Raw genomic sequence first — 17098 nt, 5'->3', positions numbered from 1 at the left:
CGGTCAAGCGCTACATGGAATGCACCCAGGTTGCCCATGATAGGTGTTACAGGCTCAGTTCGTGGGGGAATCGCAATTTAGCTATTGCGCTTGCCGCACGAATCGGTCACATCTGGATTGCGTGCCGACTATGCCGCTGGTGAGTGATCGCAACCGGGGTTGACGGCCCGCAGTAGCGGCTGACCTGTGCAGTTCAGGGCGCGGTTTCTGACGCGCTGCACACCTGCCGACACGGCGCTGTGGGACGCGCCGGCAGTGGCGCGACACAGCTTGAAATCGGTTGTTCAGCAGACCGAACTGGCGTCTAAACGCTCTATGCGCGGAATCAAACTTAGCAGGTCTGCCGCCGGGCAAAGGTCACAATGCAGATCCCGGCTTTGCCCTCGACGGCTTATCCACCACGGTATCGTCGATCCGTGTCTGAGGTCTTCATCCCTGATCTGCTGCGCGAACATGCTGATCTGCGGCCCGATGAGCCGGCGTTCACGTTCGTTGACTACGAGCAGGATCCGGCGGGGGTTTCGGAAACACTGACGTGGAAGCAGCTGTACCGGCGCACAGTCAACGTGGCGCAGCGACTCAGGTCCTGCGGGACGACCGGCGACCGCGCGGTGATCTTGGCGCCGCAAGGACTCGACTACATCGTCGCCTTCCTCGGCGCCATGGAAGCGGGTCAGATTGCCGTTCCGCTCTCGGCACCGCAAGGCGGCGCGAGCGACGAGCGAGCGGGCGCGGTCTTGCATGACGCGCAGCCGACTGCTGTTCTTACGACATCGTCGTTGGTGGACGGCATCTGCGAGTGCATAGGACCCGACCAGACAGCGCCGGCCTTCATCGAACTCGACCTGCTTGACCTGGATTCGGAGATTGTGCCCCTCGCCGATAGGGAAGATCGGCCAGAGATCGCGTACTTGCAGTACACATCCGGGTCGACGCGGACACCAGCGGGAGTCGTTATTTCGCACCAGAACATGCTGGTCAACACACAGCAACTCATCTCAAGCTATTACCGCGAAGACGGGGGCACACCTCCGCCGGACACCACAGTCGTGTCCTGGCTGCCCTTCTTTCACGACATGGGTTTGATTGTAGGCATTGGCATTCCGATCGTGGGGGGGCTCAAAGGCGTGCTTTCGAGCCCACCGGCATTTTTGCAACGACCCGCGCGATGGATGCAGATGCTCGCCACCGCAACTCATCCCCTCACTGCTGCGCCGAACATTGCGTTCGAATTGGCAGCAGCGAAAACGTCGGACGACGACATGGTTGGACTTGACCTTGGACATGTCCGCAACATGCTCAACGGCGCAGAGCGCGTGCAACCAGCGACACTCCAGCGCTTTGCCGAGCGGTTCGCTCGCTTCAATCTGCAACCGAAGTCCCTGAGGCCGTCCTATGGTCTCGCGGAAGCCACCGTCTACGTGGCGGTACGCGAACCGGCTGAACCACCGGTCGTCGTGTACTTCGACTCCGAAGAACTGTCCGCCGGCCACGCGACGCGGTGTGCCGACGGAGGCACGCCGCTGGTGAGTTATGGCCTGCCGCAGTCGCCGATCGTGCGCATCGTCGACCCCGACACCAGCACCGAGTGCGCGGAAGGCGACATCGGTGAAATATGGACACACGGAGACAATGTCGCCTCAGGCTATTGGCAGAAACCTGAAGAAAGTCAACGCACTTTCGGCGCGACGATCGTCGACCCGTCGGTCGGAACACCCGGCGGGCCGTGGCTGAGAACGGGAGACCTGGGCTTCTTCTCGGACGGCGAGATGTTCATCATCGGCCGCATCAAAGATCTACTCGTCGTCTACGGGCGCAACCACTCTCCCGACGACATCGAGGCGACGATCCAGGAGATCACCGCGGGCCGTTGCGTGGCCATTGCGGTTCCCGACGATGCAGGCGTGGAGAAGCTCGTCACCATCGTCGAACTCAAGGTGCGCGCTGACTCCGAAGAGGCCGCGGCGCGAGTGGGCGCCGTCAAGCGGAAGATCATTTCCGCGATATCGAAGACGCACGGTCTGAGTGTGGCCGATCTCGTTCTGGTTGCGCCGCAAGCGATTCCACGCACCACCAGCGGCAAGGTCAGGCGCCGGGAGTGTCTGCAGCGGTATCTGCGCGATGAGTTCACCCGGGTCGACGCAGGGCTGCGCAAGCCACAACCGCCGAAGCTGGCCGGAGCCGGCTCAGTCGCCGGCTCGGATGCCGGACTGGCGCAACGCGTGCGCACATTGGGCCAGCAGCAGCAGGAGCTACTGGTCGGGGTGGTATGTGAGCAAGTGGCGACCGTTGTGGGTCATTTCAGCGTCGAGGAAATCGACGCCGAGTGCTCATTCCAGGACTTGGGTTTCGACTCGGTCAAGGCCGCCGAGTTGCTCGACCGCCTCAGCACCGCCACCGAATTGGCGCTGCCGGCGAGCTTGGCGTTCGACTATCCGACCCCTGCCGCGCTGGCCACTCACCTGGCGCAGTTGCTGAGCGGGTCGGTCGCCTCGGCGCCAACGGTCGTCTCGCGGGGTCAGACGGACGAACCGGTGGCAGTGGTGGGGATGGCGTGCAGGTTTCCCGGGGGAGTCAATTCGCCGGCGGAACTGTGGGATCTGGTGGCCAACGGCACCGACGCGATGGGCGGGTTTCCGGCGGACCGGGGCTGGGACCTCGCGAATTTGTTCGATGCCGATCCGGATGCGGTGGGCAAGACCTATACCCGCGCCGGAGGGTTTCTCGCCGGAGCTGCCGAATTCGACGCGGAGTTTTTCGGGATCTCGCCGCGGGAGGCTCAGACCATGGACCCTCAGCAGCGGGTGCTGCTGGAGGTGTGCTGGGAGGCCTTGGAAAATGCACGCATCGATCCCGCCGCGCTGGCGGGCTCGAACGCGGGGGTATTCGTCGGGGCGTGGTCACAGCCCTACGCGGCCCGCGGTGGTGATGGCGTAGAGGGATATGCCATGACCGGGCTCTCCACCAGTGTGGCGTCCGGGCGTATCGCGTATGCGCTGGGTTTGCAGGGCCCGGCCATCACCGTGGACACCGCTTGTTCATCGTCGCTGGTGTCCACACACCTGGCCTGTCAGTCCTTGCGGAACGGCGAAAGCAACCTTGCCCTCGCGGGTGGGGTGACGGTGATGACCACGCCGATGGTCTTCACCGAGTTCGCCCGGCAGCGCGGGCTGGCTGCAGACGGGCGGTGCAAGGCGTTCTCCGCCGACGCTGACGGCACCGGCTGGGGCGAAGGGGCCGCGGTGCTGGTCCTGGAACGGCTCAGCGATGCCTACCTCAACAACCATCCCGTGCTGGCGGTCATCGCGGGGTCGGCGATCAACCAGGACGGTGCTTCCAACGGGCTGACCGCGCCCAACGGACCCGCTCAGCAGAACGTGATCCGCCAAGCGGCAGCTAACGCAGGAATCGCCCTTGACCAGGTCGATGTCGTGGAGGCCCACGGGACCGGCACTACGTTGGGTGACCCCATCGAAGCCGGAGCCTTGATCGCGACGTACGGCGCCGCCCGGGATTCCGGCCATCCGCTGTGGCTGGGGTCGATCAAATCGAATATCGGCCATACCCAGGCGGCGGCTGGTGCCGCCGGGCTGATCAAGATGGTCGAAGCGCTCAACCACGATCTCCTGCCCCCGACATTGCACGTCGGTGAGCCCAGTCCGCACATCGACTGGTCAGGCGGGACGGTGCGGTTGCTCACCGAGGCGGTGCCCTGGCCGGTCACCGATCATCCCCGCACGGCCGCGGTGTCCTCGTTCGGGATCAGTGGCACAAACGCGCATGTCATCGTGCAACAAGCATCCGCTGCGCCGGAGGCATCCGCCGGCGCGACGCATCCGCAGGCGGCTCTCGGTACGCAACCGCGGCAAGACCCGCCGTTGTTGATCTGGCCGGTCTCAGGGGGCAATCCCCAAGCTTTGGCCGCTCAGGCGCACCGACTGCGCGAGCATCTGGTGGGTCACCCCTCGCTGGGGCTGGCCGATGTCGCCTACAGTCTGGCCACCACCCGCACACATCACGCGTGCCGCGCCGCCGTCACCGCGCACCGTGGCAGCGAAGACCCTCGCCAAGACCTGCTGGAGGGCCTCGGTGCCCTGATCTCAGACCTGCCCCACCCGCGTTTGACGCGGCACCGCATTCCTGCCCACCAGTTACCCGCCAAAACCGTGTTCGTTTTCCCCGGACAGGGCGCGCAATACCCCGGGATGGGGTTGGAGCTCTATCGAAACCATCCGGGCTTCGCGGACAGTCTCGACAAGTGTGATGCGGCGCTACGCCCCTTCACCGGCTGGTCCGTAGTTGACGTTTTGCGTCAGCATTCCGCGGCACCCTCGCTGGAGCGCGTCGACGTGGTCCAGCCCGTCTTGTTCGCCATCATGGTGTCGCTGGCGGAAATGCTGGAATCCTGCGGGATCGTCCCCGATGCGGTGATCGGGCATTCCCAGGGCGAAATTGCCGCCGCCTACATCGCCGGTGCGCTCTCCCTTGCCGAGGCCGCCAAGATAGCGGCGTTGCGCAGCCAGGCCCTGACTGCACTGTCGGGCAGCGGCGGCATGGTCTCGATTGTGCTGCCGGCACAAGAACTTCGGCCACGATTGCAACCTTGGGACGGCGCCCTGAGCATCGCCGCGATCAACGGGCCGTCGTACACGATCGTCAGTGGTGATCCGGCCGCGATCGGGGAACTCACCGAGGCATGCGAGCGCGACCACATCCAAATACGGCCCATTGCAGTCGATTACGCGTCGCATTGCAACGAGGTGGAGCGGCTGCGCGACCACCTGCTGGACAAGCTGGACGGGCTGACCGCGCAGCCCTCACGCATCCCGCTGTACTCCACCGTGGACAGCCGACTATCGGGTCATCCGCTCGACACCTCCTCGATGAACGCCGACTACTGGTATCGGAACCTGCGCGAACCGGTGCGCTTTCACGACAACGTGGCTCACCTACTGAGTCAGCGTGAGCATCTTTTCGTGGAATTGTCGCCGCACCCGGTGTTGGCCGCGGCAATCACCGACACCCTGGCCAACACCACTGGCCGCGGCGCCTCGGCGGTGATCAACACCTTGCATCGGGACCGGCCCGATCTGGATGCGGTGGCCACCACGTTGGCCCAGTTGCACAGTCACGGCCATTCCCCGGCCTGGCGGGCTGTCTACCCGGACGCCGATGTCGTCGCACTGCCCACCTATGCGTTTCAGCACCGCCGCTACTGGACGCCACCGGCGGCGGCCACCGAGATCGTCGGCGGCGCTGCCGAAACGGCGCTGTGGCGGGCCGTTGACGAGGACGCGGCCGAGATGTTCGCCCAGGTTCTGGGACTCGGTGGCGCGCGCGACCAGGTTTCCCTGACCGATGTGGTGCGCGCCTTGCGACAGTGGCGCAGCGATCTTGGATCGCGATCAGCGGCGAACAAGTTGCGCTACCAGGTCTCCTGGCGGGCGGTGACGCCGAACAGCTTCCCGGTAACGCGCAGTCGCTGGCTTGTTCTGGCGTTCAAGGAGCAGGCCGACGACGCGTGGGTCACCGGTTTGTCTGCACGGTACGCAGCGGCCGTCGACGTGGTCACCGTCGATGCCGGCGAACTGAGCAGGGAATCGTTGTCTTCGTTGTTGAAATCGGCTACCGCACGAGTCCACTGCGACGGCATCCTCTCCTTCCTGGCTTCAGACGGGCGGATGCACCCCGAGCTGCCTGGGATATCGATGGGTTTGCTGTCGACGCTGCTGCTTGCGCAAGCGCACGGCGATTCCGGTCTTGCGATACCGCTGTGGGCCATCACGCGAGGCGCCGTTTCGGTGTCCACGGACGATCTTCCGGCGAGCCCAGGCCAGTCCGCTGTCTGGGGGCTGGGACAGTCGGTGTGCCTCGAGCACCCCGACCAGTGGGGCGGCTTGATCGATCTGCCGCAGGCGGCGACACCGCGGGATATCGAGCAGCTCTACGCGATACTGAGCTGCGCCCAGTCAGAAGACCAACTCGCGATACGGAGCAACGGTGTGAGCGCGCGGCGGCTCACCGCCGCGCCCTTGCCGACGGCGCGTCTCGAGCGGCCGGGCAGCTGGAAACCGACCGGAGCAGCCCTGGTGACCGGGGCAACAGGGCGGTTGGGTAAACACGTAGCCCGGTGGCTGGCTGACGCGGGCGTCGATCGTGTTGTTTTGATCAGTCGCAACGCGGCAACCCATCCACAGACCGCCGAGCTGGTCACCGAACTCGGGTCGCGGGGAGTGGCCGCCGAAGCGGTATCGGTGGATGTGAGCGATCGGGCGGCTTTGGCGGACGCCCTCGCCAAGATTCGCAGCGCATACGGACCCATCAAGACCGTGGTACACGCCGCTGCCGGAATCGGTTGGAACACCATTTCCGACACTGCTGCCGAGGAGTTGTCGAACAGTTTTGCCGCCAAGGTGGTCGGCGCCGACAACCTGGTGCAACTGCTCAAGGACGAGCCGCCGCAAACGTGGGTCCTGTTCTCCTCCGGAGCGGCGACGTGGGGCGGTGCGCAGCAAGGCGCCTACGCCGCGGCCAATGCATATGTCGAAGCACTGGCCGCGCGGTTGCGGAGCAACGGACACGTGGCGGTGGCCCCCGCGTTCGGGTTGTGGGCGGACCAGACCCGCAACATGCCGGCCGAAGTTCTGGATTCCTTCCAGCGCATCGGGCTCAACGAGATGCCTCCGACGGTGGTGCTGGACGCGCTTCAGCAGGCGATCGAGGCGGACGACACACTGATCACCCTCGCCGACATTTCCTGGGACCGCTTCGTACCGGCGTTGACGGCCCGTCGCTCACACCCGCTACTCAACGAATTGCTGCCGCGGGCGGACGACGATGAATCCAGCGCCATGACCGCTGCCGTGGACGCAGCAGGGCTTCGCGAGAAGCTGGCAGGTCAGAGTGCTCAGGAGCGACTCCATACGTTGACCGCGCTGGTGACCAGGGCGACCGCGACGGTGTTGGCCCACCCCGATCCGGACGCCCTGGATGCCGACGTGGCGTTCAAGGACTTCGGCATCGATTCGTTGACCGCGATGGAACTGCGCAACACCCTGACCGCCCAGACCGGGTTGGCCCTGCCGGCGACGCTGGTCTTCGAGCACCCCACCCCCGCGTCACTCGCCGCTCACCTCGCGGGTCTGCTCGCGACCACTGCCGGTGTGCCGGCGGTTCGGGAGGCTGAGGTCGTTGTGTCCACCGAGGAGCCGGCGGACAACCTACTGGCGTACCTCGACCAGGCCGCATTCCTCGCAACGCGGGCGGTTCACGAGGCGCTGATTCAGGTGACGTGGATTTATCACCGCGGTGCCGATATCGAGGGTTTGCGGCGCTTCCACCGGAACCTCGGATCCGGGTTGTTCGGACGCACGATCGAGCGGTCTCCGTTGCCGTTTGCGCGGGATCGCTGGGTGTTGGCTCCGACGTCGCAGGATATGGACATCGCGGTAACGCCGCGGCGACGCGACGAGGTGAGCGCATGGGCCGACGAGCGCGCGCGCCTCCCGATCGATCCGGAGTGGGGACCCGGCTGGCACCTCGGGGTGCTTCCGCTCGAGGACGGCGGAACAGCGGTGAGTCTGGTGGTCTCACATGCGGTCGTCGACGCGATCGCGTTCGGACAGGCGATTGCCGATGCCGCCGAGGGCAGGACGCACAAGCTCGGGTATCCGCCGGCACGGTCGCGCACCCGCGGCAGGGCGTTGCGTGAGGATCTCCGGCAAACCGTCAAAGAGTTGCCCGACGTCGGGCATGCCTTGGCCGCCGTCGCGCGCCGGGCCCGCCGCGACCGTAAGGAACTGACCTCGACGATGAAGGCGGCGCCGCCTGCACCCAGGAGATCCAGCGAGGATCCGACCATTGAAATGCCCGCGCTGACCGCGTACATCGATTTGGCGGAATGGGATGCGCGCGCGAAAAGTCTTGGTGCGAGCAGTCATTCGCTGGTAGCAGGAATCGCCTGCCGACTCGCGGTACGGGTGGGCCGAGTGAACGACGACGGAGCGGTCACGCTGCGCCTCGTGGCGAATCTACGGACCAACGGCGATATCCGCGGCAACGCGATCACGGCGATCGACACCACCGTCGATCCCACTCCCGCGGCCACGGACCTGCGGGAAATGCACCTCAAGATCACCCAGACGATCCTCGATGCGATGGAGAATTCCGACAGCGAGTGGTTGGCGCCCCTCCCGCTGACACCGCTGACACCTAAACGAGTCGTCAAAAGACTGACGGGGGTGGCCGCGGGCGGTGCCACCCTTCCGGTCACGGTCTCCAATATCGGCGAACTGCCCTCGGCGGTGAACCGGCCCGACGGCACCGACGCGGATGAAGCTCACATGCGGCCCTTTGAACCCGGCATGAAGAAAAGCACCATCGAGCGTATGGGTGGACAGCTCCTGCTGGTCTCGGGAAGGGATCGCGGCAAGATCTTCATCAGGATCTCCGCCTACATCCTGGGCCGGCAAAATACGAAAGACGAGCTGCGCGAAACCATCTCGAGCGCCTTCGCGGAATTCGGGCTTACTCCCCGGATCGACTGGTAACCGCGGTACGGGCTCGGGATTGCAGCTGGTCGGCACCATGCGGCACCGCGAGCGCCCGGCATTCTGCCACGCGCAGATAGACCGATTTCAGGGCGTCGAGGTAGCGCACGATGGATTCGTAGGCGATCGGATTGCTGGGGAATGACGCGGTCACCGTGGTCTCCTCGTGGAGTTTGTTCACCCACAGGCAGACCCGTGCGGCGATCCGGCCGTCACTGAAGGCCCTGGTATTCATCCGGTCGAGCTGTGTCGAGATGACCGCGGACAGCGGCGGTACACCTCCGTCCAAGAACGACATCATGGGAAAGCCGCCTTGCGGGGCGGGCGCGCTGAGCCGGGGCGCCAGCTCGAGGACGCGCTCGAACGGCACCCGCGCCAGGTGGGTGCTGCAGTCAAAGGCGGTCTGCGCGTCGAGCGCGGTTTCCCCGAACGAACCGCCGATCGGTACCACAAACGGGACATGGCCGATGAACCACCCGGTTGTCACGAAATCCGCTGGGGTGCTGCGGGTTCCGATCGGGGTGACGGCGTGGTACGTCCGCGAACCGATCAGTTCGTACTCGGTGTGGGCCGCGCACGCGAAGACGCCGCCGCTGAAACGCGCGCCGGCCGCCGTGCACGCCGCTTCGAAACGCGCCGTCTGGCGGGCGTCCATCAAACGTACGGACAACAATTCCCCGCAAGTCGGCAGCGAGGTGTCGCCGAGCGGCAGCGGGAAGGCGGGCAGCGATCCGTCGTTGTGCTCGAAGAACTCGACCCATTGCCGTATCTCCGGCGATTGCGGCGTCAGCGCGGAGGTATATGCGCGCTCACGCAGGCAGTAGTCGGTGTAGCTGCCCGCAGGCGGAAGTGCCAAGGGCCCTTCACCGTCCATCAGCGCGTTGTACATACCACGGATCTCCCGGAAGACGTCGCCGATGAACATGGGGTCGACGTGCAGATGGTCGACGCAGATGCAGACGGTGAAGTGGTCGTCGCGCTGAATAATCGCGAACCTGAAGCAATCCCATTCCAACGGGCTCGGCGTGCCCAGCACGTGGTCCTGCCACTGCAGTGCTGTCATGGCTCCCCGCCGGGTTGCCACGAGTTCGATGTCGGCCCGATCGGCGATGGTGTGTCGGACGATGCAGTCGGCATCGGTGAACTCGAACCAGCTGCGGTAGGTGTCGTGGCGACGCAGATGCGCATTGAAGACGTAGGTCATCGCACGGATGTCGCACTCCCCGGCAATGTCGAAGGCGACCACCAACAACCGCGACATGTCCAGGCCGCGGTTGCGCTGCTCGTGAAAACCACGCAGATGCCGGGCCTGAATATAGCTGGGCGGGACAGCACTGGTCGGTGCTTGTCGCGCCGTGGTCAGCGCACCAGGAGTAGCGCTCCAGGTCCAGACCACACCGGGAGGCGGCGACCAGTCACGGACTGTCCCGAGCCCCAGGTGGCCCATGTCGACCAAGGTCGCTCCTCGAAAGTTGAAGCGGTGACAGCTTAGGGTATTTCGCCACGAACGCTGACCGTCACATTGACACCGGAGCGTCGTATGCGGGTGTGAGTTTCCTGCACAGGTGGTTCGCCAGCTCGCGCACCGTGGTGATATCGGTGGAGCTGAGGCGGATCCCGGTTTCCGTCTCGATCCTGGTCCGCAACTCGAGATTTCCCAGGGAATCCAGACCGCACTCCGACAACGGTCGATCCGGATCGACTCTGCGCCGCAGGATCAGGCTGACCTGCTCGGACACCAAACATCGTAATCGGCTTGGTCTTTCGTCGGCAGTCAGCGCCAGCAGACCGGCCCGAAACCGGTCGATGTCATTGCGCCGCCGAGAGTTAGGCCCCGCAGCGGCGAACATTTCTGCGAATGCCGAACGCTGGGTCAAGCCGGCAAGCCAGGGCGATCCCGCGGTCGGGGTGTAGCCGGAGTAGCAGCGGGTATGGCGCAGCAGGGTTTCGAACGCGTAGGCGCCCTCATCGGGAGTGATCATGGTGGTGCCGACGGCATCTGCCAGGGCGGCGCCGCGTCCGATGTCAGCCCAGGCGCCCCATGCGATCGACGTGGCAGGATGGCCCTGTGCGCGTCGCCAATGGGCGAACCCGTCCAGCCAGCTGTTGGCCGCTGCGTAGGCGCCCTGTCCCGGCGAGCCCAACAGCGCGGCCGCGGAGGAGAACATGCAGAACCAGTCCAGTGTGGCGGATGCGGTGGCCCGATGGAGATTCCATGCGCCGCGGGCCTTCGGTACCCAGTCCCGCTCGATCAACTCGCCGGTGATGTTCGGCAAGGTCGCGTCCTCGACCACGCCGGCCGCATGCAGCACACCGCGTAGCGGAAGTCCGGTGGCGACCGCCGTGGCGACCAGCTTCACCGCGGTGTCCGGCGCTGCGACGTCGCCGCATTCGACCACCACGTCGGAGCCGGTGGCGCGGACGAGTTCGATTGTCTCCAGAGCCTTTCGGCTCGGTGCCGTGCGGGAGCACAGGACGATCCGGCCCGCACCGGCCGCGGCAAGGTGTTCGGCAAGAAACAGACCGAGACCGCCGAGTCCGCCGGTTACGAGGTAGGAACCGTCCGCGCGAAACACCGGAACCTGATCGGGCGGGACCACTACGATTCCGCTTGCGGCGGGCGGCATGTCGAGGACGACCTTTCCGGTGTGCTCGGCAGCACTCACGGCCCGGATTGCGTTGGCCGCGTCGGCAACCGGGTAGTGAATGCGTTGCGGTCGCGGTAGCTCGCCGGCACCGGTGAGCCGGTAGACGTCGCGCAATATCTCCTGTAAACGGTGTGGATGGGTGGTGGCCATCAGCGCGATGTCGACGGCATACAGGGACAGATTACGGCGGAACGGGAATAGGCTCAGCCTGGTGTCGCCGTAGATGTCGCGCTTGCCGATCTCGACGAACCGCCCCCCGCAAGCCAACAGGTCGAGCCCTGCTCGCTGGGCGGCTCCGGTTAGTGAGTTCAGCACCACGTCGACGCCGTAACCGGCGGTGTCGCGGCGGATCTGTTCGGCAAACGCGGTGCTGCGAGAGTCGTAGACATGCTCGATTCCCATGCTGCGCAGCATTTCCCGGCGTTGCGGGCTGCCGGCCGAGGCGAAGATCTCGGCGCCGAGAGCGCGTGCGACGGCGATCGCGGCCTGGCCCACGCCACCGGTGGCGGAGTGGATCAGCACCTTGTCGCCCGCTTGGATGCGGGCCAGATGGTTCAGGCCGTACCAGGCGGTGACGGACGCGGTGGTGATCGCCGCGGCGTCACCGTCGCTGAGCTCCGGCGGAAGTGGTACGGCCAGTGCCGCGTCACCAAGAACGAAGGTCGCCCAGCAGCCATTCGGTGAAATGCCGCCGACGCGGTCACCGATCCGATGACACGTCACATCGGGCCCTACCGCGCTAACCACCCCGGCGAAATCCAGCCCGAGGTGCGGCTGCTGTCCGTCGAAGGACGGGTAGCGACCGAAAGCGGCCAGCACATCGGCGAAGTTGACGCTGGCGGCCCGTACCGCGACCTCGATCTGTCCCGGCCCCGGCGGGATGCGCCCTGCTTTGACGAACTCCATCGTCTGCAGGTCACCGGGTGTCCGGATGTGCAGCCGCATGCCACCGTGCCTCAGGTCGACCGGCGCGCTCACCCGCTCGTCGGCACGCAGCGGTGCCGGGCACAGACGCGCGGTCAGCCACCTGTTGTCACGCCAGGCCGTCTCGTCCTCGGTCGAGCCTGCCAGGAGTTGATCTGCGACGTTGGCCGCTGCGCTGAGCTCGTCGATGTCGATGTGAGTGGGGTGCAGATAGGGGTGTTCGGCGCCGATTGACCGCAGCAGGCCCCGCACGCCTGCGTGCGCGAGGTTGATCGTGTCGCCTGGCAGAACCGGCTGTGCGTTCATGGTCAGCACGTACAGCCGGGGTGCCGGACCAGGGACATCGGGCAGTTCGCGGGCAATCTGCACCAGGTCACGCACGCAGCCGGGGGCGACGGGGTCGCCTGCGCCGGGTCCGGCGATGACGACCACGTTGTTGAATTCCTCCGCGGCCAGCACGTTGCGCAGGATCGCGGAGTCATGCCGCCAGGTCATGATGCTGCAGTCGGCGCCGCGCGAACCCAGCGCCTCGGCCAGCTGCGACGTCGACGCCCCGTCGGCCCCGATCAGCAGCCATTTCCCGGGTGCTGTGGCGGGCCGGGGCGGCTCGCGATCCAGCCATTGGATGCTCAGCAGACGCTCGCTCAGCAGTTTGTGGCGATCGGCGTCTTCGGAAAGACCCGTGCCCATGAGCAGTCCTTGGACCGTGAGCAGCACGATGCCGTGCTCGTCCATCACGTCGATGTCGGCCTCGACGTTGCTAGCGCAGGCGGTCACCGTGGTGTGGCAGTAGCGGGCCGCCCGCGCATTGCCGGTGTAGGCACGCAAGCGCCCTACGCGCAGCGGCACCAGCAGGCGCCCGTTGCGCACGGCGTCCACAGCGGGATGGGCGGCCACCGACTGGAAACAGGCGTCGAGCAACGCCGGGTGGATCACGTATGCGGCGTGCTGCGTGCGGATTGCGCGCGGCAGACCGACTTCGGCCAGTACGGTGCTGACCGCGCCTTCCGCGACCCGCGCCGCGATCAGACCGGTGAAGGCCGGGCCGAACTGCACCCCTCGGGCGTCGAACCAATCCCGCAATTGGTCGCCCTGGATGCGGCTCGGGTGTGCGGCCATCAGGACGTCGATGTCGCGTCCGGCCGGTTGGCGTGCGTCGGCCGGATGTAGCATCGCGACGGCCCGTCGCACCCGCTCTCCGGCCACGTCGGTGTGCACGGCGAAGGTGGCGGCGCCATTGGCTTCCAGCGTTGCCGCGGCGCCGACCGAAATCTCATCGTCGAGCAGCAGCATCTCCTCGAAGTGGAGGTCGCGGACCTCGGCCCGCTCGCCCAGCACGATTTTGGCGGCGGCCAGGGCCATTTCGCAGTAGGCGGCGCCTGGAAACGCCGCCACGCCGTTGACTCTGTGATCGCCCAGCCATGGCAGCCCCCTGATACCGACCGCGCTCTGCCACACGTGCCGCTCCGGTTCCTCCATGAGTCGTACGTTCACACCTAAAAGGTGTTGTGCCGCAGCAGTTTCCGGTCGGCCAGCGACATCGTCGGCAGTAAGCAGCAACGGCCGGTTGGTCCACGCGGGCAGCGGTGCATCCACCAGGTTGCCGTGCGGAGCCAGCTCGGCGAAATCTGTTGTGGCACCAGCACAATGCAGATCGGCCACCACAGCAAGCAGGCCGTGTGGTTCGCGTTGCCCACGTCGCATCGCGGCGATCGCCGCCACCGGCACATCCATGCCGGCGGCGGTCTGCTCGACCGCGTGGGTCAGAAGCGGGTGCGGCGCCAGTTCGCAGAACACCCGGTAACCGTCCTCCAGTGCCGCCTTGACCGAGGCGGAGAAGCGCACCGCGTGGCGCAGGTTGTCCACCCAATAGCTGGCGTCGCATCGCGGTGGCTCCCGCGGATCGAACAGCGTCGCCGAGTAGTACGGCACCCGCGGCGTGCCAGGCGTCAGCTCGGCCAGCGCCTCGGCCAGATCGTCCAGAACAGAATCGACCTGCGGGCTGTGTGAGGCGACGTCGACGGCGACCTCCCGGGCCAGCACGTCGCGCTCTTCCCACGCCGCGACGAGTTCGCGCACGGTGGCGGTGGAGCCGCCGACCACGGTGGATCGTGGTGCGGCGACGACGGCGATCACCACGTCTTTGATGCCGCGGCGGGCCAGTTCCTCCCGGACTAGTTGAGCGGGCAGTTCCACCGCCGCCATCGCGCCCGCACCGGCGAGCCGTACGCACAACCGGGAGCGCCGGCAAATCACCCGGACGCCGTCTTGGAGCGACAGCGCTCCGGCCACGACGGCGGCCGACACTTCGCCCAGAGAATGCCCGATCACCGCGCCGGGCCGCACCCCGTGCGACTCCATCGCCGCGGCCAGCGCGACTTGCATGACGAACAGGGTCGGCTGCACCCGGTCGATGCCGGTCACCGTCTGGGGCGCCGTGAGGGCTCGCGTCACCGAGAATCCGGATTCGGCTGCGATCAGAGGCTCTGCCGCGGCTACGGTGGCGGCGAAGACGGGTTCACCGGCCAGCAGGTCGGCACCCATCGCCGCCCACTGTGAACCCTGCCCGGAGAACACCCACACCGGGCCGCGGTCGTCGAGGCCGACCGCGGGGTGCGCCGGGTCGTCGCCGGCGGCGAAGTCCCGCAAAGCCCGCAACAGGTCGGCGTGGTCCTGGGCGATCAACGCCTTGCGCACCGGCCGGTGGCCGCGCCGGCGCGCCAGGGTATACGCCAAATCCGTTGTCGCTGTCTGTGTTTCGGCTAGCCAGTGCGCCAGCCGGTGCGCTGTCTGCCGCAATGCTCCGGCGGAGGTCGCCGAGAGTGCGAACAGCCGCGCGGATGACTCGTCGTGGGGTGGCGGCGCCGGGCAGGGCGGCGCCTGTTCGAGGATGGCGTGCGCGTTGGTCCCCGACATGCCGTACGACGACACCGCTGCGCGGCGCGGCACCGAACCGGCACGGCTCGGCCACGGCGTCACCTGCTGCGGAACAAAGAGCCCGGTATTGATGTCGGCGAGTGCGTCGGGGAGCCGCGTGAAGTGGGCCATCGGTGGTATCACGCCGTGCCGCAGCGACAGAATCGCTTTGATGATGCCGACCACACCGGCGGCCGCCTCGGTGTGGCCGAGATTGCTCTTGACCGAACCGACCGCGCAGGCATTCCCATTGGCGCCGTAAACACTTGCCAAGCTGCGGAATTCAACCGGATCACCCACCGGCGTGCCGGTGCCGTGGGCCTCGATCAGGCCGACGCTGTCGGGCTCGATTCCGGCTGCCGCCAACGCCGACCTGTAGGCCGCCGCCTGTGCCGCCCCCGAAGGGGCCGTGATGGTGCCGGTGTGTCCATCCTGATTGATCGCGGTACCCCGCAGCACCGCCAGAACGCGGTCACCGTCGCGCAGCGCGTCCGGCAGCCGCTTCAAGACCACCACCGCGCAGGCCTCGGACCGGACGAACCCGTCGGCCTCCGCGTCGAACGTGCGGCAACGCCCGGTGGGGGACAGCATGCCCTGTCCGGACGCCGATGCGAACATCTGCGGTTCCAGCATCACCATGCAGCCGCCTGCCAGGGCCAGGTCACTCTCCCGCTCGTGCAGACTGCGGCAGGCCAGGTGTACGGCTACCAGGCTTGACGAGCACGCGGTGTCCACCGTGAGCGACGGACCGCGCAGCCCCAGCGCATACGACACCCGCCCGGAGGCCATGCTCAACGCGGTCCCGGTGAAGCCGTAGGGGTCGCCCAGGGCGCCCGCCGCGTCGGTGACGTGGGCGTAGTCGTCATGGCACATGCCGACGAAAACACCGGTCAGCGAGTTGTCGAGGGAATGCGGCGGCATGCCGGCGTGTTCGACGGCTTCCCACGAGACCTGCATCAACAGGCGATGCTGCGGGTCGATAGCCGTCGCTTCGCGCTCACCGATGCCGAAGAACTCCGGATCGAAACCGGCGACGTCGGTCAGGAAACCACCCCAACGCGACACCGACCGGCCCGGCACGCCCGGTTCGGGGTCGTAGTACTCGCCGGCGTCCCAACGGCCCTCTGGAATTTCGGTGACAAGGTCATCTCCGTGCAGCAGCGCGTCCCACAACGCGTCCGGGCAATCGATGCCGCCGGGCAGGCGGCATGCCATGCCGACAACGGCCACCGCGGTGACCTTTTGCTGATCCACCGTCGCCTCACCTCGATCGCTCGATCGTCATTGGCCGGGTTCGACGCCATCCTGCCTGTCCGACAACCTGTGATCGGGGAGCAACGCGCCGACGGTTTCGGATATCGGGACGGCGCGGCCCGACTTCGGCCATACATACCAGCTGAGCCGCGCCTGGCCGAGTAATGTTCGGAGCTGTGGTTGGCTCATCGATCCCGATGCGTTTCTGAGCGGTCCGCATGACCGAACAGCCCGCCCGGATCCCGCCGCTGCCCGTTGACGAGGCCAGGGCCGCCGCCGACGAGGCCGGCGTCCCCGACTACATGGCCGAACTCAGCATCTTTCAGGTGCTGCTGCATCACCCGCGATTGGCGGGGGTTTTCAACGACCTGCTCGCCACCATGCTTTGGCACGGCGCGCTGGACCGTAGATTGCGCGAATTGGTGATCATGCGGATCGGTTGGCTCACGCGCTGCACCTACGAGTGGACTCAGCACTGGCGGGTCGCCTCGGGCCTGGGGGTGTCCGACGAGGATTTACTCGGCGTACGAGATTGGGCGGGCCACAACGGGTTTGGGGCCATCGAGCGAGCGGTGTTGGCGGCGACCGACGACGTTGTGCGCGACGGTGTGGTCAGCGCCACGAGCTGGGCCGCCTGCCAGCGCGAATTGGGTGGCGACAGAACGGTTCTCATCGAGCTCGTCACGGCGATCGGAGCATGGCGGATGGTCGCCTCGATTCTGCAGAGTCTCCAGGTCCCACTGGAGGAAGGGGTTTCGCCCTGGCCGCCGGACGGCACGGCGCCCGCAACGGCGTAGCGTCGGCGAA

Annotated in this window: 4 protein-coding genes; 2 read left to right on the top strand and 2 right to left on the bottom strand. The window is 66.5% G+C overall.

Features of this window, described 5'->3' with window-relative positions; translation table 11 throughout:
• Window positions 1-416: 416 nt before the first annotated feature.
• A complete protein-coding gene (locus ACX9NE_RS14810; RefSeq protein WP_459362848.1) occupies window positions 417-8549 on the top strand; it encodes a type I polyketide synthase in 8133 nt (2710 codons plus the stop codon).
• Here the strand turns inward: ACX9NE_RS14810 and ACX9NE_RS14805 are convergent.
• Both ACX9NE_RS14805 and pks2 read right to left on the bottom strand, forming a co-directional pair.
• The gene (locus ACX9NE_RS14805) at window positions 8527-9996 is read right to left on the bottom strand and encodes a condensation domain-containing protein (protein WP_459362884.1); all 1470 of its coding nucleotides are present in this window, start codon (window positions 9994-9996) and stop codon (window positions 8527-8529) included. The two genes, ACX9NE_RS14810 and ACX9NE_RS14805, sit on opposite strands and share 23 nt — an antisense overlap.
• A 70-nt stretch (window positions 9997-10066) precedes the next feature.
• Window positions 10067-16291 carry a sulfolipid-1 biosynthesis phthioceranic/hydroxyphthioceranic acid synthase gene (gene pks2, locus ACX9NE_RS14800; protein ID WP_459362847.1) on the bottom strand — a complete coding sequence of 2075 codons (6225 nt, stop codon included), beginning with the start codon at window positions 16289-16291 and terminating at the stop codon, window positions 10067-10069.
• 218 nt (window positions 16292-16509) lie between these two features.
• Here pks2 and ACX9NE_RS14795 point away from each other — a divergent pair, with 218 nt between their 5' ends.
• Entirely contained in the window at window positions 16510-17088 is a 579-nt protein-coding gene (locus ACX9NE_RS14795) for a carboxymuconolactone decarboxylase family protein (RefSeq protein WP_459362846.1), read from the top strand.
• Window positions 17089-17098 lie beyond the last annotated feature (10 nt).

It is taken from the genome of Mycobacterium sp. ML4, assembly GCF_054515735.1.
Note: the sequence above shows the minus strand (reverse complement) of the source record. Positions and strands in the feature narration are given on the sequence as shown.